At 63.8% G+C, this 19,373-nt stretch carries 17 protein-coding genes; 10 read left to right on the top strand and 7 right to left on the bottom strand.

The window, feature by feature from the left end; translation table 11 throughout:
* Positions 1-75: 75 nt before the first annotated feature.
* Entirely contained in the window at positions 76-1,080 is a 1,005-nt protein-coding gene (locus tag IVB18_RS03570; RefSeq protein WP_247987961.1) for a YafY family protein, read from the top strand.
* Positions 1,081-1,240: 160 nt separating this feature from the next.
* Complete coding sequence (locus IVB18_RS03565; protein WP_247991951.1) at positions 1,241-1,450, top strand: hypothetical protein; 210 nt, start codon at positions 1,241-1,243, stop codon at positions 1,448-1,450.
* A 69-nt stretch (positions 1,451-1,519) separates the two neighbouring features.
* Here IVB18_RS03565 and IVB18_RS03560 read toward each other — a convergent pair whose 3' ends face one another.
* The 3 genes from IVB18_RS03560 to IVB18_RS03550 form a co-directional block, all read right to left on the bottom strand.
* The gene (locus IVB18_RS03560; RefSeq protein WP_247987960.1) at positions 1,520-2,467 is read right to left on the bottom strand and encodes a fatty acid desaturase; all 948 of its coding nucleotides are present in this window, start codon (positions 2,465-2,467) and stop codon (positions 1,520-1,522) included.
* 15 nt (positions 2,468-2,482) lie between these two features.
* Positions 2,483-3,499, bottom strand: a complete 1,017-nt coding sequence (locus IVB18_RS03555) for an alpha/beta fold hydrolase (RefSeq protein ID WP_247987959.1) — start codon at positions 3,497-3,499, stop codon at positions 2,483-2,485.
* A gap of 153 nt (positions 3,500-3,652) precedes the next feature.
* Positions 3,653-4,456 (bottom strand): MBL fold metallo-hydrolase, encoded by an 804-nt coding sequence (locus IVB18_RS03550; RefSeq protein ID WP_247987958.1) that lies wholly within the window; start codon positions 4,454-4,456, stop codon positions 3,653-3,655.
* Positions 4,457-4,642: 186 nt separating this feature from the next.
* On the opposite strand from IVB18_RS03550, the gene IVB18_RS03545 reads away from it, so the two are divergent.
* Entirely contained in the window at positions 4,643-5,845 is a 1,203-nt protein-coding gene (locus IVB18_RS03545; protein WP_247987957.1) for an MFS transporter, read from the top strand.
* A gap of 13 nt (positions 5,846-5,858) precedes the next feature.
* On the opposite strand, the gene IVB18_RS03540 is transcribed toward IVB18_RS03545, so the two are convergent.
* Together IVB18_RS03540 and IVB18_RS03535 are read right to left on the bottom strand one after the other, a co-directional pair.
* On the bottom strand, positions 5,859-7,472 hold the full coding sequence (locus IVB18_RS03540) for an acyl-CoA synthetase (RefSeq protein ID WP_247987956.1): 1,614 nt from the start codon (positions 7,470-7,472) through the stop codon (positions 5,859-5,861).
* A gap of 51 nt (positions 7,473-7,523) precedes the next feature.
* The gene (locus tag IVB18_RS03535) at positions 7,524-8,291 is read right to left on the bottom strand and encodes an FCD domain-containing protein (protein ID WP_247987955.1); all 768 of its coding nucleotides are present in this window, start codon (positions 8,289-8,291) and stop codon (positions 7,524-7,526) included.
* Between the two features lie 164 nt (positions 8,292-8,455).
* Here IVB18_RS03535 and IVB18_RS03530 point away from each other — a divergent pair, with 164 nt between their 5' ends.
* The 7 genes from IVB18_RS03530 (at position 8,456) to IVB18_RS03500 (ending at position 17,460) form a co-directional block, all read left to right on the top strand.
* On the top strand, positions 8,456-9,661 hold the full coding sequence (locus IVB18_RS03530) for an ABC transporter substrate-binding protein (protein ID WP_247987954.1): 1,206 nt from the start codon (positions 8,456-8,458) through the stop codon (positions 9,659-9,661).
* A gap of 209 nt (positions 9,662-9,870) precedes the next feature.
* Positions 9,871-10,623 carry a TetR/AcrR family transcriptional regulator gene (locus tag IVB18_RS03525; protein ID WP_247987953.1) on the top strand — a complete coding sequence of 251 codons (753 nt, stop codon included), beginning with the start codon at positions 9,871-9,873 and terminating at the stop codon, positions 10,621-10,623.
* Between the two features lie 20 nt (positions 10,624-10,643).
* On the top strand, positions 10,644-11,615 hold the full coding sequence (locus tag IVB18_RS03520) for an ABC transporter permease (protein ID WP_247987952.1): 972 nt from the start codon (positions 10,644-10,646) through the stop codon (positions 11,613-11,615).
* A 40-nt stretch (positions 11,616-11,655) separates the two neighbouring features.
* Positions 11,656-12,672 carry a sugar ABC transporter substrate-binding protein gene (locus IVB18_RS03515; RefSeq protein ID WP_247987951.1) on the top strand — a complete coding sequence of 339 codons (1,017 nt, stop codon included), beginning with the start codon at positions 11,656-11,658 and terminating at the stop codon, positions 12,670-12,672.
* 77 nt (positions 12,673-12,749) lie between these two features.
* Positions 12,750-14,873 (top strand): SMP-30/gluconolactonase/LRE family protein, encoded by a 2,124-nt coding sequence (locus tag IVB18_RS03510; RefSeq protein WP_247987950.1) that lies wholly within the window; start codon positions 12,750-12,752, stop codon positions 14,871-14,873.
* Complete coding sequence (locus IVB18_RS03505) at positions 14,870-15,967, top strand: hypothetical protein (protein WP_247987949.1); 1,098 nt, start codon at positions 14,870-14,872, stop codon at positions 15,965-15,967. Before IVB18_RS03510 ends, IVB18_RS03505 begins: the two co-directional genes overlap by 4 nt.
* Positions 15,964-17,460, top strand: coding sequence for a sugar ABC transporter ATP-binding protein (locus IVB18_RS03500; protein WP_247987948.1), 1,497 nt, complete (start codon positions 15,964-15,966; stop codon positions 17,458-17,460). Before IVB18_RS03505 ends, IVB18_RS03500 begins: the two co-directional genes overlap by 4 nt.
* A gap of 10 nt (positions 17,461-17,470) precedes the next feature.
* On the opposite strand, the gene IVB18_RS03495 is transcribed toward IVB18_RS03500, so the two are convergent.
* The gene (locus IVB18_RS03495; RefSeq protein ID WP_247987947.1) at positions 17,471-17,959 is read right to left on the bottom strand and encodes a DUF2059 domain-containing protein; all 489 of its coding nucleotides are present in this window, start codon (positions 17,957-17,959) and stop codon (positions 17,471-17,473) included.
* Positions 17,960-17,995: 36 nt separating this feature from the next.
* The gene (locus IVB18_RS03490; RefSeq protein ID WP_247987946.1) at positions 17,996-19,213 is read right to left on the bottom strand and encodes an OpgC domain-containing protein; all 1,218 of its coding nucleotides are present in this window, start codon (positions 19,211-19,213) and stop codon (positions 17,996-17,998) included.
* Positions 19,214-19,373: the final 160 nt, after the last annotated feature.

The raw sequence follows: 19,373 nt of genomic DNA, 5'->3' as shown, positions 1-19,373 counted from the left end.
CCCTTGGGCCGTCTGGCGGTGATGCTTCTAGCTGAACATACCTGACATCCTATGTCAGGTATGGTTTAAGAAGCGATGCGCGCGAGCCGGATGCTGTCGATCCTCACCACCCTCCAGGCGCGGGGGCAGGTCACCGCGCCTGAACTGGCCGAGGCCTGCGAGGTGTCGGTGCGCACGATATATCGCGACATCGACGCGCTCGCGGCGTCCGGCGTTCCCGTCTATGCCGATCGCGGCGCGGAGGGCGGCTATCGCCTGCTCGACGGCTACCGCGTGCGGCTGAACGGATTGTCGCAGAACGAGGCGGAGGCGCTGTTTCTCACCGGACTGCCCGGCCCGGCTGCGGCGCTTGGGTTTGATACGGCGATGATCGCGGCGCGGAACAAGCTGATGGCGGCGCTGCCCGCTCATTTGCGTCAGGATGCCGGCCGGATGCAGGAGCGTTTTCACCTGGACGCGCCCGGCTGGTTCGGCGAAGCCGAGGAGCCGAAACATCTGCGCGCCATTGCCGGCGCGGCTCTACGGGGAACGCTGATCAAAATCCGCTACCGGAGCTGGCGCGCGGAGAAGCAGCGCCGCGTCGCGCCGCTCGGCCTCGTGTTGAAGGGCGGAAGCTGGTATCTCGCCGGCCAGGTCGATGGCAGCGTGCGCACCTATCGCGTCGCGCGTGTGCTCGACTGCACGGCGCTCGACGATCGCTTCGATCGTCCCGCCGGTTTCGATCTCGCCGCCTATTGGCAGGCCGCAACGCTCCGCCTCGAGGCCGAGATGCATCCCAATGTCGCGATCGTGCGGCTGTCACCGTTCGGGGTAAAACTGCTCGACGCGCTGAGCCAGCCGTACGTCAAGGCACGCGCGCAGCTTGAAGAGACCGCCGACGCCGACGGCTGGCGTATTGCCAGAGTGCCGACCGGCAAGACGTCGTGGCACGCCGCAGCCGAATTGTTGCGGCTCGGGCCCGAGGCCGAAGTGCTGGAGCCCACCGATCTGCGCGAGAAGATGGCGGAGCTGACGCAGGCGATGGCCGCGCGCTATCGCGCATCGTCGCAGGCCGCGAAACCGGTGTCGCGGAAGGCCTGACGGCAGCACTTTGCCGCAGCCGACGAAACAATCCTGAAACACGATTCCCGCCTCGCGCCATGAACGCATTCGCGTCCCGGCTCGACGGAGATGCAGGGACGCAACAACGGCTTCGCGCCACACTGGAGAATGAAGATGTTTTCGTAAGCTTGCACTTGGTCTGATCGCTGCCGGTTCGCTCGGCGTTGCCGCTCTCGCGCCCGCCGCAGCCTCGGCCCACGGCTTCCACCACCACTGGGGTCCCGGCTGGGGCTTTGGCGGCCTCTACGTCAACACCGGTGTCAACAATTGCTACCAGGAGCGCGTCATCCAGACCCGCCGCGGCCTGCGCGTGCGCGTGGTGAATGTCTGCGCGTACGGGATCTACTGATATCGGGCATCCACGACAAAGCCCCGATCGCTCCACGATCGGGGCTTTGCGCACTGAACTCGCATTTGGCTAGCCCGGCAGCCGCTGCCGACGAAACCAGGCCCAGGTCTCGCGCGTCGTCGCGAGGTAACCGCGGCCACGATAGACGATCTCGCCGTCGACGATCTCGTTCAGCTTCGGCAGCGCGTGAAAAGGGATCGAGGGATAGGCGTGGTGCTCGACATGATAGGGCATGTTCCACGCGAACCATTTGACGATCGCCCCGGTGTAGGTCGTGCGGGTGTTTTCGAAGGCGCTGCGGGTCCGCTCGCAGCCGGTGTGCTCGGCATAGAGGTAGGGCCGCAGGAAGAATTGCCCGATGATCAGCGGAACGATCCAGACCCAGAGCAGCAGCGCCGAAGAGAACCACAGCGAGAGCCCAAGTAGCGCGACATAGAATCCGGCATAGACGCGCGCCTCGGTCACGATGACCGCACGCTTGTTTTCGGGGATCCAGGGCACGGTGACCTTGCCGGTGACGGCATGGCCGAGCATCAGCCAGAGACGGCCGGCGACTTGGAGCAGGCCGCTATAGGCGATCGCGAGCTGCGTGTCGGATTTCGGCTTCACGCCGACGATCAACTCCGGGTCCTTGTTCGGATCCTGGGTGTAGCGATGATGATCCCAGTGATACAGGCAGTAATATTCGTATGGCAATCCGATGATGAAGCCCGAGAGATAGCCGACCGCGAGATTGAGCGCGCGGCTCTTGAACGCGGTCTTGTGCGCGGTCTCGTGCACCGCCATGAACAGGAAGGCGACGAAATAGCCCTGTACCGCCACCAGCGGCAGCGCCCATAACACGCCGTAGCTTGAGGTGATCTTCCAGATCATCGCACCGACCAGCACGATCACGCCGAAATGGCAGAGGCTGCGCGCGGCGCCCTTGAGATTGGAACGGGCCGACAATTCACGCAGCATCGCCGGCGTCAGCGGCTTCAAGCGATGGCCGGACTCTGAAATCGTTGCGTCGCTCATGATCGAATGCCTGCCCTACTTGCCGAGGAGTTCTGCGATCTCGGCCTTGAGGAAGGCCTGATCGTGCGGATTGTTGACGGGATTGCCGGCGCGATGGCCGTGCACCGACGGGATCGGATGCAGCGCGGCGGACTTCGCGTTGACCAGCCGGCCGAGCTCGTCCTCGTTGTCGCGGACGTCGAAGTAACGGTCGGTCGCGCCCGGCATCAGCAACATATGCGCCTTGATCGCCGCAAGTGCGCGATCGAAATCGCCGCCGAATGCGGCACAGCGGCTGATGTCGCCGTTTTGCCAGATGCCGATCTGTGCCAGCAGATCGTTGGCGTCGCGCCGTGCAAAGGCGGCGTCCCACGCACGGACGAGATAGTCCTCGAGCGAGGTGAATCCGGCCTCGCGCCAGACCTCGTCGCGATAAAATCCGTGCGACATCGCCCAGCCGGCATAGACGCGCCCCATGGCGCGGATGCCTGCGACGGGCTTTTCGACGGAGCGGCCGTCGCGAAAGGCTGGATCAGCGGTCAGCGCGGCCTTCACACCTTCCAGGAAGACGTGGTTGTAAGGCGCGCAGCGCGCGCTGCCGCACACCACTGCGGCGCGCTCGACCATATCGGGGTAGCAGGCGGCCCAGTGATAGGCCTGCATGCCTCCCATCGACCAGCCATAGACCAGCGCGAGCTTTGAGATGCCCAAACGTTCGGTGAGCAGACGATGCTGGACGGCGATGGCGTCGTGATAAGTGACTTTCGGAAACGACCCGCTCGAATTGGATGGCGAGGACGACAGACCGTTGCCGAACAGGTTCGGGACGATGATAAAGTAGCGCGTGGGGTCGAGCACACCATCGGGCCGGATCAGCCATTCAGTGTCGTAATGCTGCGCGCTGAACGAGGTCGGATAGAGGATGACATTGTCCTTGGCCGGGCTCAGCGTGCCGTAGGTCTGGTAGGCGAGCTTCAGTGCGGGGAAGACGGCGCCGGACTGAAGCGTAACGTCGCCCGCCTCGAAACTCCCGTAATCGCGCTGCGCCGCCATGTGCCCAATTCTAACTCACGCGGCCCGCAAATCGCACCGCTGAAACGACGATGCAGGGATCATGCCGAACCAGCAGACGCACCGTTGCGTCGCGCTCTATAACTGTACAAATAGTACAATTATTTAATGAGGGCAAGCCAAACCTGAATCAGCTCACGCAATAGCCGTCAAATAGCGCGCAACAGACGCTGCGAACGCGGCCTTGGCACCCGCGGCGATGTTGCGGCCCCACCAGGCGCCATAGAGGCGGTCGAAGGCGAGGGGCGCGACCGCGTCAGCGATGCGCCGCACCGCGGCGGCATTGAGCGGCATGTAGTTCGGATAGGAGTACATGAAACTGACGAAGCGGCGGTCCATCGTCACCTGCGCGATGTCTCCGGTGAGCAGTGCGCCCTTGCCCTCTGCACCGCGCGTCCAGTGCAGCATGGCGGCGCCGGCGAAGTGACCGCCGGTGCGTAAGAGCAGCACATCGTCCGAAATACGGCAGGTGTCGCCAGTCCAGTGCACGATCGAGGAGTGCTGCCGCGTCACCCATGCGCGATCGTCGGCATGAAGATAGACCGGCACGTTGCCAAAGGCTTCGCTCCAGTCGGCGAGCGCGCCATAATAATGCGGATGCGAGATCGCGATCGCTTTCAATCCGCCGAGCGACCTGACATGCGCCACGGCCTCCGGCGTCGCCAGCGGCACGCAATCCCACATCACGCAGCCCTCCGCCTGGGGCACCAGCAACGCGCGTTGGCCGATGGCGAAGCTCGGCTCGAGCGCAACGCCGGTCAGGCCGAGATCGTCGCGCCACACCACGCGATGGCGCTGTGCCAGCGTCTCGGGCGTGAGAAAGGTTTGTCCCTTCCAGTTCACGAACTGCCGTTCGTCCTCGCAGATGGGACAGGACGCCGGCGGTTTCTCGCTTGCCGGAAATTGCGCGCCGCAGGTTTCGCAAGTCCAGAAAGGCATGGCTCTCCTCCATGACGAGACGATTTAATAAAGACTGAGCGGCAGGGACTGCAAGGGTCGCCAGGCCGCGAGACGCTGGAACCAACGCGATCGGCGCCGGTTACACTTTCATCCACGCCAGAACGATTGGCTGAAAGGATCACAATAGGCCCCGCCAATCCGATTGAGACCACGGTTGACGTATCGATGACATCGCGGTCCCCCTCCTCGCCCCGTCTCTGGCCTCTGTTTGGACTCAACTTCTTCATGGCCGATATGCAGTCGGGAATCGGGCCCTTCGTCGGCGTATTTCTTCAGGAGCGCGGCTGGGCGAGCGGGCTGATCGGCACGGCGATGACGATCGGAAATGTCGCTGGCATGCTTGTCACCACGCCGATCGGCGGCTTCATCGATGCGAGCCGCAACAAGCGCATGTGGGTCGTGATCCCCGGCGTCTGCGTGGTGCTCGCGTCCGCAATCATCCTGCTGTCGCAGAACTTCTGGGCGGTGACGTTCTCCCAGGTCGCGCAATCGCTGGCAAGCGCCGCGATCGTTCCGGCGGTGACCGGAATTACGCTCGGAATCGCCAGGCAGAAGGGTTTCAATGCGCTGAACGGCCGCAACCAGGCATTCAACCACGCCGGCAACATGGTCGGGGCGGCGCTGTCGGGCTATCTCGGCTTTAGATACGGCTACGTCGCCGTGTTCCTGCTGGCGGCAGCATTCGGCGGCATCGCGATCGCCTGCGTGCTGCTGATCCCGGCCAAGGCGATTGACGATCGCGCCGCGCGCGGCAGCAAGGAGGATGATCCCGACAGCCCGCCGGACGCGCTCACGATGCTGCTCAAGCACAAGCCGCTGCTCGTGCTGGCGCTGGCCCTTGCCCTCTTTCATCTCGGCAATGCCGCGATCGTTCCCCTCTATGGTCTCGCTGCCGTCACCGAAACCCAGGCCAACGGACCAAGCTTCGTCGCGACCACGGTGGTGATTGCACAGGGCGTGATGGTCGTGACCTCGCTGATCGCGATGCGGGTCGCGAGCAAGCGCAACTACTGGCCGGTGATCCTGGCCTCCTTCCTGTTCTTACCCGTCCGCGGCGTGCTCGCCTTTTTCCTGACGGGGTGGTGGGGCGTCGTGCCCGTGCAGGTGCTCGACGGCATCGGCACGGGACTTCAGACGGTCGCCGTGCCCGGCATGGTCGCCCGCTCACTGAACGGCACCGGGCGCATCAACCTCGGGCAAGGCGCTGTCATCACCGTGCAGGGCGTGGGCGCCTCGCTCAGCCCGGCGCTCGGCGGCTGGATCGCGGAATGGATCGGCTATGGCCCGACCTTCCTGCTGCTTGGCGGTTTCGGGCTAGCGTCAGCGGCGCTGTGGTTCGCATTTGGCGCGGCGGTGAAGAAGTATTGAGAGGCTCCACGCGTCACGTGCCAAAATTCTTCTGGATCGCCTTGTCGAGCGTCTCGCCGCCGACGAAGCGCTGGCGCAGCTCGCGCTTGAGCAGCTTGCCGCTCGGGTTCTTCGGCAGGCTGTCGACGAAGATCACGCGCTTGGGCACCTTGAAATGCGCCATCTGGCGGGCGCAGTGCTTGATGACGGAATCTTCGTCGAGCTTCTCGCCGGTCTTGACCACGACGATCGCAGTCACCGCCTCGATCCAGCGCGGATCGGGCAGGCCGACGACGGCAACCTCGGAGACCGCGGGGATGCGATAGACCATCTCCTCGACCTCGCGGCTCGCGACATTCTCGCCACCGGTCTTGATCATGTCCTTGACGCGGTCGACCACGGTGATGTGGCCTTCGGCATCGACGACGGCAAGGTCGCCGGAGTGAAACCAGCCGCCGGAGAACGCCGCCGCGGTCTTCACGGGGTCGTTGTAGTAGCCCGACAACAGATGCGGCGAGCGGTGCACGATCTCGCCGACCTCACCGACCTCGACGTCCTCCATCGACGTGTTGACCACGCGCGTCTCGACATTGAGCACGGGCTTGCCGGCCGAGCCGGCCTTGCGGAGCTGGTCCTCGGGGCGCAGCACGGTCGCGAGCGGCGCGATCTCGGTCTGGCCGTAGAAATTCCAGAGTTTGACGTTGGGCAGGCGGCGCTGGAGCTCGAGCAACACTTCCACCGGCATGATCGAGGCGCCGTAATAGCCTTTCTGAAGGGTCGACAAATCGGTCTTGTCGAAATTCGGCGAGCGCAACATCGCGATCCAGATCGTCGGCGGCGCGAAGAAGGACGTGATCTTGTGGGCCTGGATCAGTGCCAGGATGTTATCGGCGGTCGGCTTGCCCGTGATCACGCCGGAGGCGCCGAGATAGATTTGCGGCCCCAGGAACACATCGAGCTGGGCGCAGTGATAGAGCGGCAGCGCGTGCAGATACTTGTCCTCGACGCTCATGCCGCCGTCGATGATACAGCTGACATACTGCCACATCACGGCCTCATGGGTCAGCATCGCGCCCTTGGGCAGGGATTCCGTGCCGCTGGTGTAGACGATCTGCGCGAGATCGCGGCTGTCGACGGAGGCCTCGAGGAACGAGCCGTCGGCATGCAGGAGATCGTCGAAGGTGGTCAGGCCCGCGGGCGGCGTTGCGGGATCCTCGCCCGGCAGCCAGATCAGCTTTTCGACCGCGCTGTCCTTGGCGCTTGCGGCACGCGCAGACTCCACGAAATCAGGACCGGCCGCGAGCAGCTTTGCTCCGGAGCTCTTCAGGATGAAATTGATCTCGTCCGGATTGAGCATGAAGTTGATCGGCACCAGCACCGCGCCGATCCGCGCCACGGCGAACCGAAGCGCCGCGAAGGCGTGCGAGTTGCGCGAGAGCACCGCGAGACGGTCGCCCCTCTTGACGCCGAGGCCGAGCAGGCCGCGGCCAAGCCGGTTGCAGATCGCGTCCAGCTCGGCAAAGGTCCAGCTCACGCCGCCGCAGCTCACCGCGAGCTTGTCCGGCTCGCGGCCCGCCGAGCGGCGCAGCAGGTCGCCGATGGAATGCTCGCGGGCTTTCGAGATGGTGGCTGCGATGTCGCCGGTCATGTATCCTCCTTGATGTCTTTATTCGTTGAATTTGTTAGACGTTTTGGGACGCTATCTGCGCCGGGCTGCCTGCGCGTGCTCCATGTACATGTGCTCGACGGAGCGATCGAGCGAGGCGATCTTCTCGAACCCGCGCCGCCAGTCCTGCAAATGCCGACGCGTCCACAGCACGCCCGCCTCGCGGTCGCGGCGGCGGATCGCATCGATGAGATGGCGATGCGCGGCGACCAGGCGCGGCCCACCCTGGGCGACATTGGTGACGATCATCTCCGTGGTCGGATAGAACAGCTGCGCCGCCGGCTCGCGCGCCAGCTGGAGCACGCGATTCTGCGAGGCCTTGGCAACGAGGACGTGGAATTCGGCATCGCATTCAGCAAGCGCCGCGGGATCGCCGACCACCGCCGCACTGCGCGCAAGATTGTCGGTCAGCTCGGCTATGTTCTCGTCCGTCGCACGCTCCACCGCGCCCTCGATGCTCGCGACTTCCAGCGTCATCGAGGCCTCGTAGAGCTCGCGAAAGGTCACCTCGTGCAAAACCAGCGCACGGCTGAGGCGGCTCGCAAGCTTGGTGTAGCGCGGCAGGCAGGCGTGCAGGCGGCGTGAGGAATCGCGGCGGATCAACCCGCCCTCCTCCAGCACGCGAATGCCTTCGCGAATGGTCGAGCGGTTGACGCCGAACTGCCGCACCAATTCGTGCTCGGTGCCGATGGGATCGCCGGGCTTGATGCGGCCATTGACGATCTCGCGCTCGATGGCGTCGGCGACCTTCTGATAGGCTGGCGCCACATCGATCGGGCGGAACAACGGCGCGAGGGGCAAATTCGTCTCCGATGGCGTTTGTCGGACAAACTATAGAGCGCCTTGGGAATGCGTCAAACTGCATCATTCGTGCTGCAGTCGCAACAAATTGACTCCTGAGGAACCCGGCTCTAGCTTTGTCGGACAAAGGGACAGCATAGTCCCTCATAAGAGGAAACCTACCTATGAAACCTATCGCAGCACTCGTGTCTGCGGCCGGCCTGCTGTCGGCTGCCCTGATCACTCCCGCTTCCGCCCAGCAGGCGCCGCTCAAGATCGGCGTGCTGTCCGACTTCTCCTCCGTCTATTCCGACATCGGCGGCATGGGGAATGTGGAGGCCACCAAGATGGCTATCGAGGATTTTGGCGGGCAGATGTTCGGCAAGCCGATCGACATGGTCTCGGCCGACGTGCTCAACAAGCCCGACGTCGCCTCCACCATCGCGCGCAAATGGTGGGAGACCGAAGGCGTCGACATGATCATCGACCTGCCGACTTCGGCCACCGCGCTCGCGGTGATGGAGTTGTCGAAGCAGTACGAGAAGGTCATGATCGTGACGGACGCGGCAAGCTCCGACATTACCGGAAAGTCCTGCGCGCCCTACACCGCGCACTGGACCTACGACACCTATGCCAACGCCCACACCGTCGGCAGCGCCATCGTCAAGAACGGCGGCGACAGCTGGTTCTTCCTCACCGCCGACTATGTGTTCGGCCATTCGGTCGAGCGCGACACCGGTGATGTGGTGAAGGCGGCCGGCGGAAAAGTGCTCGGCAGCGTCAAGCATCCGCTCAACACGGCGGACTTCTCCTCCTTCCTGCTCCAGGCCCAGGCCTCCAAGGCCAAGATCATCGGGCTTGCGAACGGCGGCGGCGACACCATCAACGCCATCAAGCAGGCCGGCGAGTTCGGCATCGTCGCCGGCGGGCAGAATCTCGCGGCGATCGTGATGTTCATCTCCGACGTGCACAGCCTGGGGCTGAAGCTTGCGCAGGGGCTGATCATCACCGAGGCCTATTACTGGGATCTCAACGACAACACCCGCGCCTTCGGCAAGCGTTTCATGGAGCGCGTCAAGCGCATGCCGACGATGAACCAGGCCGCGACCTACAGCGCGACGCTGCACTATCTGAAGGCGGTGCAGGCCGCGGCTACCCGGGACACCAAGACGGTGATGGCGAAGATGCGCGAGCTGCCGGTGCGTGATGCCTTCACCGACAACGGCAGCTTGCGCGAAGACGGCCGCATGGTGCACAGCATGTACCTGTTCCAGGTCAAGAAGCCTGAGGAATCGAAGGGCCCCTGGGACTATTACAAGCTGCTCGCCGAGGTCCCGGCCGACCAGGCCTTCCGGCCGCTGAAGGACGGCGGCTGCCCGCTGGTGAAGTGAGGATTGCACCTGTCACGGACCTGCCTCCCGTCACGGGGCAGGTCCATGACATTGCATGCCGCGGAAAAAGCGAGCGAGCGCTCTCTCAGAAAATCTGCTCCGCCCCCTTTCCCGACAGCCACGCTCTGCGCTAGGAATGACGACAAGGGCGCAAAGCTCAGGACCAACAACAACGCCAAGAGGTCCGGGAAGAAATTTGGGGAGGCAGCGTGAATCTCGCGCGCCGACGAGCGTGGACGAATACGTTCTCGACAGAAGCGCTGTGCACGCGCATTCTGGAACGTCATCGCGCCTCCATCCGCGTGCAGAAGCAGCGCCTCGCCGTCGCAAATCTCGCACGCATCATCGACGCCACCCTCACGCTCTCCAACAAGCAGGGTTTTCACGCCACGACGCTACGCCAGCTTGCGGAGGCCTCCGGCCTCAGCATGGGCGGCCTCTATACGTATATCGACAGCAAGCCCAGGCTGCTGTCGATGATCCTCGGTGAGGTCGCGGCAACGGCGACCGAGGTGCTCACCGCGCCACCCGACGACGTCAAGCATGATGCCCACAGGCACCTCGACTGGATCATCGCGACCCACATCCGCATGAGCGAGGCGATGCAGCCCTGGTTCGTGTTCGCCTTCATGGAGGCGAAGTCCTTTCCGCCGACGGAACGTCAGCGTGCGATCGACATGGAGGCCATGACCGAGAAGATCATCGCTGACGTCCTCAAGCAGGGTGTCGCCAGCGGCGCCTTCACGATCGACTATGTCAGGCTCACGGCCTCATTGATCAAGCCGCTGCTGCAAGACTGGTACGTCAAGCGCGCCAAGTACCGCAAACGCGGCACGTCGATCGACGGATACATCGATGGCGTCGGAAACTTCGTCAGCGCCGCATTGTCGAGCGGCAGCCGGATCAACCGACGCGCGGCCGCCGAGGTCCGCTCGAAGCCAAAGCAGACGGCGCACCCATAGCCCGCGGGAAGGACCAAGCGATGAAGCGCTTCCGATTCAGCCAGCAGGAGATCGTCTTCGCCGTCTTCACGCTGCTGTTCCTTGTGTTTTCGATCTTCCTGCGCGGTTTTCTGACGCCGGACAACATGCTGACGCTGCTCCAGAACGTGGCGGTGCTCGGCATCCTCGGTCTTGCCATGGCGATCGTCGTGATCGGACGCGGCATCGACATCTCGCTGATCGCCGCGCTCGCGGTGCCCCCGGGACTCGCGCTCCAGATGGTGCAGAACGGTCATTCACTGCCGACCTCGCTCCTGACCGCCGTGCTGCTCACGATTGCCTTTGGCCTCGTCAATGGCTGGCTGATCGCCTATGCCGAAGTCCCTTCGCTGTTTGCGACGCTGGCAACAGGCCTGTTGCTGGCCGGGCTCGGGCAGACCGCACTGTTCCAGCTCGACGTCGTGCAGTGGAGCCCGGGCATGAACGGCTTCGAGCGGCTCGGACAGGGCACTATTCTCGGCATTCCGACGTCGATCGTGATGTTCGCCATCGCTTGCGTGGTGGTGGCCTTTCTGCTGCGCTGGACGCGGTGGGGTGCCTATATCTACGCCATCGGCGACAATCCTTACGCCGCCCGTGTCACCGGCATCCCTTCGCGCCCCATCATCGTCCTGCAATATGTCGTGGCCGCACTGATTGGCTGCTTCGCGGGCCTCGTGATGGCCGCATCCGTCAATTCGATGCCGACCCGCGTCTTCAACTCGACGCTCATCTACGATGTCATCCTGGTCGTCGTGTTGGGCGGCATTGGCCTGTCCGGCGGGCGCGGCGGCGTGTTGAACGTCGTCATCGGCACGCTCCTGATCGGCACGATGCTCAACGGCATGACCATCATGGATATCTCCTACGCCGGCCAAAATCTCATCAAGGGCGTGGTCCTGCTGCTCGCCGTCATCACCGACTCCTTCCTGAATCCGCGCAACGAAGAAACGGCACAGCAGGGCGACATCTGAACGACCCAAAAGAACGACAACCACAACCAAGGAGGATGCAATGAAACATTTTGGCAGTTCGACAAGAGCGACCGTGGCCGCACTGGCTCTCGCGGCAATGATCGCGCCGGCCATCGCCCAGCAGGGCCTGGACGAGCCGTTCCAGAAACCGTTCAAAGAGGCGCTGGCCGGCAAGACCGTGGCCTATGTGCCGGTGGCGATGAACTTCGACCTCACCGAAGGCTGGTACGCCGGCCTGAAGAAGGAGCTCGAGCCGTTCGGCGTCAAGTTCGTGATCCGCGATGCCAACTGGAACACCAATGCCGGCGCGCAAGCGGTCACCTCGCTGATCTCAGAGAAACCGGCGGTGATGGTGGTTCACAATCCGGACGTGCAGACCTACGCCAAGCTGCTGCAGCGAGCCGAGAACGAAGGCATCTACGTCATCCAAATCAACATGGGCTCTGCCTATCGCAGCTCCGCCTTCGTCGGCGCCAACTGGGTCGAGATCGGCGAACGCCAGACCGAAGCGGTGGTCAAGGCTTGCGAGGGCAAGTCGAATAAGATCGCGATCGTGCAAGGCGCGCTCTCCGCCGCCGCCAGCGCCTATACGCTGAAGGGCGTCGAGAACGTCCTCGCCAAGCATCCCGAGATCAAGGTGGTGTCGAGCCAGGCCGCCGATTGGGACGCGGCCAAGGCCAAGGCGATCACGCAAACGGTGCTGAAGCAGAATCCCGATCTCTGTGGCATCGTCGGCTTCTGGGACGGCATGGATATCGGCACGGCTGCAGCGGTCAAGGAAGCGGGCCTCACCGGCAAGGTGTTCGTCGCAACCTCGGGCGGCGGCGAGCGCAAGGGCGCCTGCGAACTGGTGAAGTCCGGCGCGTTCGACCTCAACATGAGCTACGACGTACCGACCCAGGCGGCGCAGATGGCGGGCACGATCAAATGGCTGCTGTCGTCGAGCGTCAAGCCCGGCTCGATCAAGGGCTCGGAATACACGACGCTGATTCCGATCACCAAGGAGAACGCCGACAGCCAGATGTCCTGCTGGAATCTCAGCGACCTGAAGAAATAGTTGTCGCGACGCAAGACTCAAGCGTCCCGGACGATCTCACGTCCGGGACGTGGTCCCGAAACTTGCAAGGTCCTGGAATGCCGATGCGCGACACCCTGACAAGCCTGCGTTACCGCTACTGGCCCGATCATCTGCTCGGCGAAATTCTGTCCAAGCGATGGACCGAGACCGCAATTCCGGTCATCCTTCTTCTCATCATTGGCCTCGCGCTCAGCCGATCGATCGATAACTTCCTGTCGCCGGCGAGCCTCGCCGATACCGCGCGCCAGGCCGGAGAGATTGGCTTCATCGCGCTCGGGCTGGCGTTGGTCGTCATCGTCGGCGGCATCGATCTGTCGGTCGGCTCGATGTTTGCGTTGACGGATTTCTGCGCGCTTTATCTTCTCGACGTGCTGGGCTGGCCGGTGCCGGCGGTGGTGGCCGCCACGCTGCTTTGCGGCGCGCTGCTCGGAGCCGTCAATGGCATCCTGGTCGGGTATCTGCAGCTACGCGCCTTCATCACCACGCTGATCACGCTGATCGTCTACCGCTCGGCATACGATCTCCTGATCCAGCGCCACTCCAACTCGATCGCGGCGGCCTTTCCCGACATCCCATCCTGGGATTTCATCGGCGGCGGCAGTGTCTTCGGCATTCCGAGCGTGGCGCTGGTGTATATCGTCATCGCCATCTTCGGCCATATTTTCATGACGCGGCTGCGCCCGGGCTGGCACATCACCGCAATCGGCGGCTCACGCCGCTCGGCCTACAATTCCGGCATTCCCGTCCGTCGCACGATTGCACTCTGCTACGTCGCTAGCGGCGTTCTCACCAGTATCGGCGCACTGTTCTTCGCCGCCCGTCTCGGGACCGTCGGTGGCGACATCGGTGTCGGCCTGGAGGTGATCGTGCTGACCGCGACCGTGTTGGGCGGCATCACGCTCGGCGGCGGCAAAGGCTCGGTCGCCAAATCGTTGGTCGGAGTGCTGATCGTGCTCCTGATCACCAACGGCCTGACAACCCTCAACGCGCGCGGCGGCGTCAACCGCATGGCGCTCGCCGGCATCCTGCTCATCGCTGCGATGGTCGATATCCGCTGGCAGAAGAACCGCACCCGCATCATCAGCAAGGTCTACGTTGCGCCGACCTATCACGCGTTGCCGCCACCGCCGTCCACCGAGATCGGGCAAGGCGGCCCGTTCGAACAGAACGACAAGCTCCGTGATGTCGAGCTGATCGGCCTCGGCCGCATCGAGGCGCCGGAGGACGTCATCCTCGATCGCCATGACAATCTCTACGCGGGCTCGCGTCACGGCGACATCATCCGCTTTCTCGCACCCGACTATCGGAAGATGGAAGTGTTCGCCCATATCGGCGGCCAGCCGCTCGGCATGGCCTTCGACCGCCAGGACAATCTCTACATCTGCATCGGCGGCATGGGGCTCTATCGCATCAAGCCGGACGGCACGGTGGAAAAGGCCACCGACGAGACCAACCGCAGCATGCGTTCGGTCAACGACGACAGCCGGCTGAGGCTCGCCGACGACCTCGACATCACCGACGACGGCCTCATCTTCTTCTCCGAAGCCACCGTGCGCTACGAGATGGACGAGTGGCCGATCGATGGACTGGAGGCGCGCGGCAACGGCCGCATCATCTCTTACGACATCAAGACCGGCGCGACGCGTACGGAATTGCGCGGCCTCAAATTCCCCAACGGCATCTGCGTCGCCAGCGACGGCCAGTCGATCCTGTTCGCCGAAACTTTCGGTTGCTCGATCAAGCGCTATTGGTTCGCGGGACCGAAGAAAGGCGCGGTCGAAGTCGTGATGGACAATTTGCCGGGCTATCCCGACAACATCAACCTCGCCTCCGACGGCAATTACTGGCTGGCGCTGGTCGGCATGCGCAGCCCCTCGCTCGACCTCGCCTGGAAGATGCCCGGCTTCCGACGCCGCATGGCCAAGCGCGTGCCGGTCGACGAATGGCTATTCCCGAACATCAACACGGGCTGCGTGGTCAAGTTCAACGAGCAGGGCAAGATCGTCGAATCGTTCTGGGATCTGCACGGTGAAAATCATCCGATGATTACCTCGATGCGCGAGCATCGCGGCTATCTCTATCTGGGCGGCATCCTCAACAACCGGATCGGCCGTTACAAGCTGGAAAACGCCGATCCGAACTTCGTCCAATACGACAAGAGGTGGGGGAAGCTGTCGTGATCGCAGCCGTCAGGGAGTTCGCCAACCGCTTTCTCGGGCGCGGCGACGCCACCATCACCGTGCCGTCCTTTGACGGCGCGCTGAAGCCCAACCAGAAGCTGGAATCCGTCGAGACCTTGTTGACGTGCGAGGCGCCGGAAGACCTCGCCACTGACGGTCGCAACCTCTTCATCGCGGACGGGCAGCGGCTGATGTGTCTGAAAGGCGACTCCGCATCGGTGGTGCGCACCTTCGAGCGACCGATCTCGGCTTTATGCGCCCTTCCCGGCGGCGGTCTCGCCGTCGCGCTCGGGGGACGCGAGGTGCGTCTCTACACAAGTCCCTCGGTCGACGTGCCAGGCGTGACCTTCGCTGACGCGAGGTTCAATGCGATCAACGCGCTCGCGCTGGCGGATGACAACACCCTGATCGCCACAGACGGCTCAGTGACGTGTGGCGTCGACGACTGGGCGCGCGACCTGATGGAGCTCAACCGCACCGGCCGCGTGTTCAGACTGGATCCCGGCAGCAAGACGGCGACGCTGCTGGCCCAAGGGCTCGGCCACGCCTTCGGTGCCTGCGCGCATGGCAACGGCATGCTGGTCAGCGAGAGCTGGCGTCACCGCCTCGCCTTTGTTGCGCCGGGTGCCCCGCCGCGGATCGTTCTTGGTCATCTTCCCGTCTATCCGTCGCGGCTATCGAAGGCGGCGGACGGCGGCTACTGGCTCACCGCCTTCACGGCGCGCACCCAGCTCATCGAGTTCGTATTGCGCGAGCCCGCTTATCGGCGTCGCATGATGGCCGAGATCGATCCGGAGTACTGGGTCGCGCCGCGCCTGCGCTCCGGCATCTCATTCAAGGAGCCGATGCAGGGCGCGCACATCAAGACCATGGGCGTCATCAAGCCGTGGGCCCCGCCGCGCTCCTACGGCCTCGTCATCCGCCTCGATGCGGATGGCAAGCCGCTCTATTCGCTGCACAGCCGGGTCGACGGCGCCAATCACGGCATCGTTGCGGCGATCGAGATGGGCAACGACCTCGTCCTGATCGCCAAGGGGCCAGGCCGCGTCCTGAAACTGCCGCTGACCGGACTTGCCGAGGAGTTTCGCCCATGAGCGACGTCATGCTCTCGCTGCGCAAAGCCACCAAGCTCTACGCCGGCGTACCTGCGATCGACGGGGTCGACTTCGACCTCCGCCGCGGCGAAATCCACGCGCTGGTCGGCGAGAACGGCGCCGGCAAGTCGACCCTGACCAAGGTGATGGCAGGCGTGGTGACGTTGACCTCGGGCGCCATGACGGTCGACGGCGCGGACGTCGCGCCGAAGACGCCGCTGGAGGCGCGCAATCTCGGCATCGCCATGGTGTTCCAGGAGAACAGCCTCGTGCCGACCATGACGGTGGCGCAGAATCTGTTTCTCGGGCAGGAGAAGTTTTATAACCGCCTGCGCGGCATCTACATCGCTGCGCAGCAGTTCCTGCAATCGCTCAATTTCGACGTCACGCCGACCGCCACCGTCAGCGGCCTCGGCGCCGCCAAGAAGCAGATGGTGGAGATCGCGCGCGCGGTTCTGCACCGCGCCAAGGTGATCATCTTCGACGAACCGACGGCGTCGTTGACGCCGGAAGAGAAGAAATACTTCTTCGACCTGGTCCGCGATCTCAAGAGGCGCGGCGTCTCCATCGTCTTCATCTCGCACGCCCTGGAGGAAGCCTTGCTACTCGCCGACCGCATCACGGTCCTGCGCGACGGCAAGCATGTCGTGACCGACGATGCCGCTAAATTCGATCGCGCGGCGATCGTGCAGGCCATGGTCGGGCGCGACCTCTCCAACACGCTCTACGGCGCGCGGAAGAGCAGCGTGCGGCCGGCCGGCGCGCGCGTGCTCACAGTGCAGAACTTGAAGATGGCGCCGATGGTGAAGAATAATTCCCTGTCGGTATTCGCGGGACAGATCACCGGCGTATTCGGCCTCGTCGGGGCCGGCCGCACCGAAACGTTCAAGATCGTCTCCGGCGTGCTCAAGCGCGACTTCTTCCATGGCGGCGAGATCCTGCTGCACGACAAGCCGGTGCGCTACCGGGTGCCGGCGCCGGCGGTGAAGGCCGGCATCGCCTATGTGACCGAAGACCGCAAGGTCGAGGGCTTCTTCGAGACGTCCTCGATCGCACGCAACATCTATCTCGGCTTGCTCTCGAAATTTCCCAAGGGCCGCTTGATGATGTCACGGCGAGAAACCGAGGCGATCGGCAAGACCTGGATCGAACGGCTCAAGGTTCGCGCGATCGGCAACGACGGCAAGGTGGTCGAGCTTTCCGGCGGCAATCAGCAGAAGGTCGTGATCGCCAAATCGCTGGTGCAGGAACCCGACTTGATCATCTTCGACGAACCCACTCGCGGCGTCGACGTCGGCGCCATCGTCGAGATCCACGAGTTGATCAACCAGCTCGCCGACGAGGGCAAGGCGGTCGTGGTCATCTCATCCTACCTGCCCGAGATCATGGCGCTCTCCGACCGCATCCTGGTCTCGCGCCAGGGCAAGGTCGTGGAGGAATTCTCCGCATTGGAGGCGACGGAGGAGAGGATCATGTACGCCGCTATTCACTGAAGGCGGAAGTCTACAGCTTGTGTCCCTTCTGGCGCAGCGCCTCGATCAGGCGCTGCTTCAGCTCGTCGGCAGCCTTCTGGCTGACGTCCTGGCCGATCTGCGCGCTCGCTCGCGCCAGCGCGTCGGACTTCTCCAGAAACTTCCGCCCGGCCGGCTGGGCATAGAACCCCTCGATCTGGCGCAGCTCGTCCACGGTGAAGCTCGCAGCATAGACGGTGGCGATCTGATCGATCATCGCGGCGACGAACGGAGCATAGATCTCGGATCCGGGCGCCGTCATCGCATCATAGTCGCGCTCGATCTCCGACCTGTCCTGGGCGACGACCGGCCTGAGCTGGAGGAGGAGCTGCGGCAGCAGCGCGCGATATTGATCCGTGATCTTCAGCGTGACCACGAGCTTGCGCGCCGCATTCATCGCCTCGGGCGATGGCGTTTGCGCCGACGCCCCGCAGACGAGGAACAGGAGAGCGCCGGCGATCGTCAACAAACGTCTGGACATGGACCTCTCCGTGAGAAGGCGGGCTGCACGGCGACTTCAAGGGCTCGCAGGCGCCGCCGCGGCAGTTGCCGCCGGAGCGCTCTCCACCGCGGCTTCGGTGTCCTCGGCCTCCGTCACCTTCACGAACAGGTTCGGCACCCGCTTGGCACGATCGAGCAGCCACGCGGCCCCGACCATGATGACGATGCCGACGACGGAGACGGCGAGCTGCTCCCACATGCCCTTGGTGTACTGGGTCAGGATCCAGTGCGCCGAGAACGACAGGAAGACGCCGAGGCAGAAGATCGGCAGCGAATGCTGGCCGCAGAGGATCACGGGGCGCAGCCAGGCCGTATGCAACGCCCGCCATTTGCGCGAGATGAAATGGGTCACCCATAGTGCCAGCGCCAGGAAGTGCGTGAAGCGCAGCATGTCGAGATCGGTCTTGTCGATCGGGTAGATCGCCTTGATCATCCATTTCGGGATCAGCGCCTCGAGCGCGGGGACGTGCCAGGTCATCACGATCAGAAGCGCGAAGGCGAGCCAGGCTGCGGCCAGTCCCATCGTCGCCTTCGACCAGGCCCATTTAGCGACCTTGTCGATCTGGCCGATGCCGCACCAAGCCGCGAACACGAACATCAGCTGCCAGCAGAACGGGTTGAAATACCAGGTCGTGCCGGGCGGATAGGAGGCGATGTTCCAGTTGAACCAGCGCGACAGCAGATAGAGCACCACGGACGCGGCGAGCGTCAGGTTCGGCCGGCGCACCAGGCACCACACGATGAAGGGCGAGGCGAACACCAGCGTGATGTAGAGCGGCAGCACGTCGAGATTGACCGGCTTGTATTTCAGCAAGATCGCCTGCCCGATCAGCTCGTCCGGATGCGACAGGAAATTGAACACGTTGAATTCGTGCTCGTACATCGGATTGTCGAAACGGCGCGCGGTGCGGGCGATCTGCGCCGTGAACAATAGGAACAGCATGATGTGGGCGACATACATCTCGGCGGCGCGCCGCCACAGCCGCTTGAGCGCCGCGAGAAACCAGCCGCCCGCGACGATCGGCCCGTAGATCCAGCCGACGAGATATCCGGAGATGAAGACGAAGAACTCGGCGGCGTCGCTGAAACCGTAATTGCGCAAGGTGAGCCAGGCCACGACGTCGTGCGGGATGTGATCGAGGAAGATCATCCACAGCCCGATGCCGCGGAACAGATCGAGCCGCAGGTCGCGTTCGACCGGAGACGACAGAGCTTGCTGGTCCCGTGTGATCATGGCCCCGCCTCTTCCGGTGGGCGTCGCGCCGTCGCGGCGCCGATGAAATCGGATGCTAAAAAATGTGAATCAAAAGGTCATCTAACCCTGCGGCTAGCTGCCCAACGGTAGCCGACCTTGGCGGCCGCGCAAGGGACTTTGTCATCGCAGTAGAGGCCAG

The sequence above is a fragment of the Bradyrhizobium sp. 186 genome (assembly GCF_023101685.1).
In the GTDB taxonomy this organism is placed as follows: Bacteria; Pseudomonadota; Alphaproteobacteria; order Rhizobiales; family Xanthobacteraceae; genus Bradyrhizobium.
Note: the sequence above shows the minus strand (reverse complement) of the source record. Positions and strands in the feature narration are given on the sequence as shown.

Bases quoted from the DNA above. Each gene is read 5' to 3' on its own strand.
- IVB18_RS03570 (WP_247987961.1), top strand. From the start codon at position 76: ATGCGCGCGAGCCGGATGCTGTCGATCCTCACCACCCTCCAGGCGCGG.
- IVB18_RS03560 (WP_247987960.1), bottom strand. From the start codon at position 2,467: ATGAGCGACGCAACGATTTCAGAGTCCGGCCATCGCTTGAAGCCGCTG.
- IVB18_RS03555 (WP_247987959.1), bottom strand. From the start codon at position 3,499: ATGGCGGCGCAGCGCGATTACGGGAGTTTCGAGGCGGGCGACGTTACG.
- IVB18_RS03550 (WP_247987958.1), bottom strand. From the start codon at position 4,456: ATGCCTTTCTGGACTTGCGAAACCTGCGGCGCGCAATTTCCGGCAAGC.
- IVB18_RS03545 (WP_247987957.1), top strand. From the start codon at position 4,643: ATGACATCGCGGTCCCCCTCCTCGCCCCGTCTCTGGCCTCTGTTTGGA.
- IVB18_RS03540 (WP_247987956.1), bottom strand. From the start codon at position 7,472: ATGACCGGCGACATCGCAGCCACCATCTCGAAAGCCCGCGAGCATTCC.
- IVB18_RS03530 (WP_247987954.1), top strand. From the start codon at position 8,456: ATGAAACCTATCGCAGCACTCGTGTCTGCGGCCGGCCTGCTGTCGGCT.
- IVB18_RS03520 (WP_247987952.1), top strand. From the start codon at position 10,644: ATGAAGCGCTTCCGATTCAGCCAGCAGGAGATCGTCTTCGCCGTCTTC.
- IVB18_RS03515 (WP_247987951.1), top strand. From the start codon at position 11,656: ATGAAACATTTTGGCAGTTCGACAAGAGCGACCGTGGCCGCACTGGCT.
- IVB18_RS03510 (WP_247987950.1), top strand. From the start codon at position 12,750: ATGCCGATGCGCGACACCCTGACAAGCCTGCGTTACCGCTACTGGCCC.
- IVB18_RS03500 (WP_247987948.1), top strand. From the start codon at position 15,964: ATGAGCGACGTCATGCTCTCGCTGCGCAAAGCCACCAAGCTCTACGCC.
- IVB18_RS03495 (WP_247987947.1), bottom strand. From the start codon at position 17,959: ATGTCCAGACGTTTGTTGACGATCGCCGGCGCTCTCCTGTTCCTCGTC.
- IVB18_RS03490 (WP_247987946.1), bottom strand. From the start codon at position 19,213: ATGATCACACGGGACCAGCAAGCTCTGTCGTCTCCGGTCGAACGCGAC.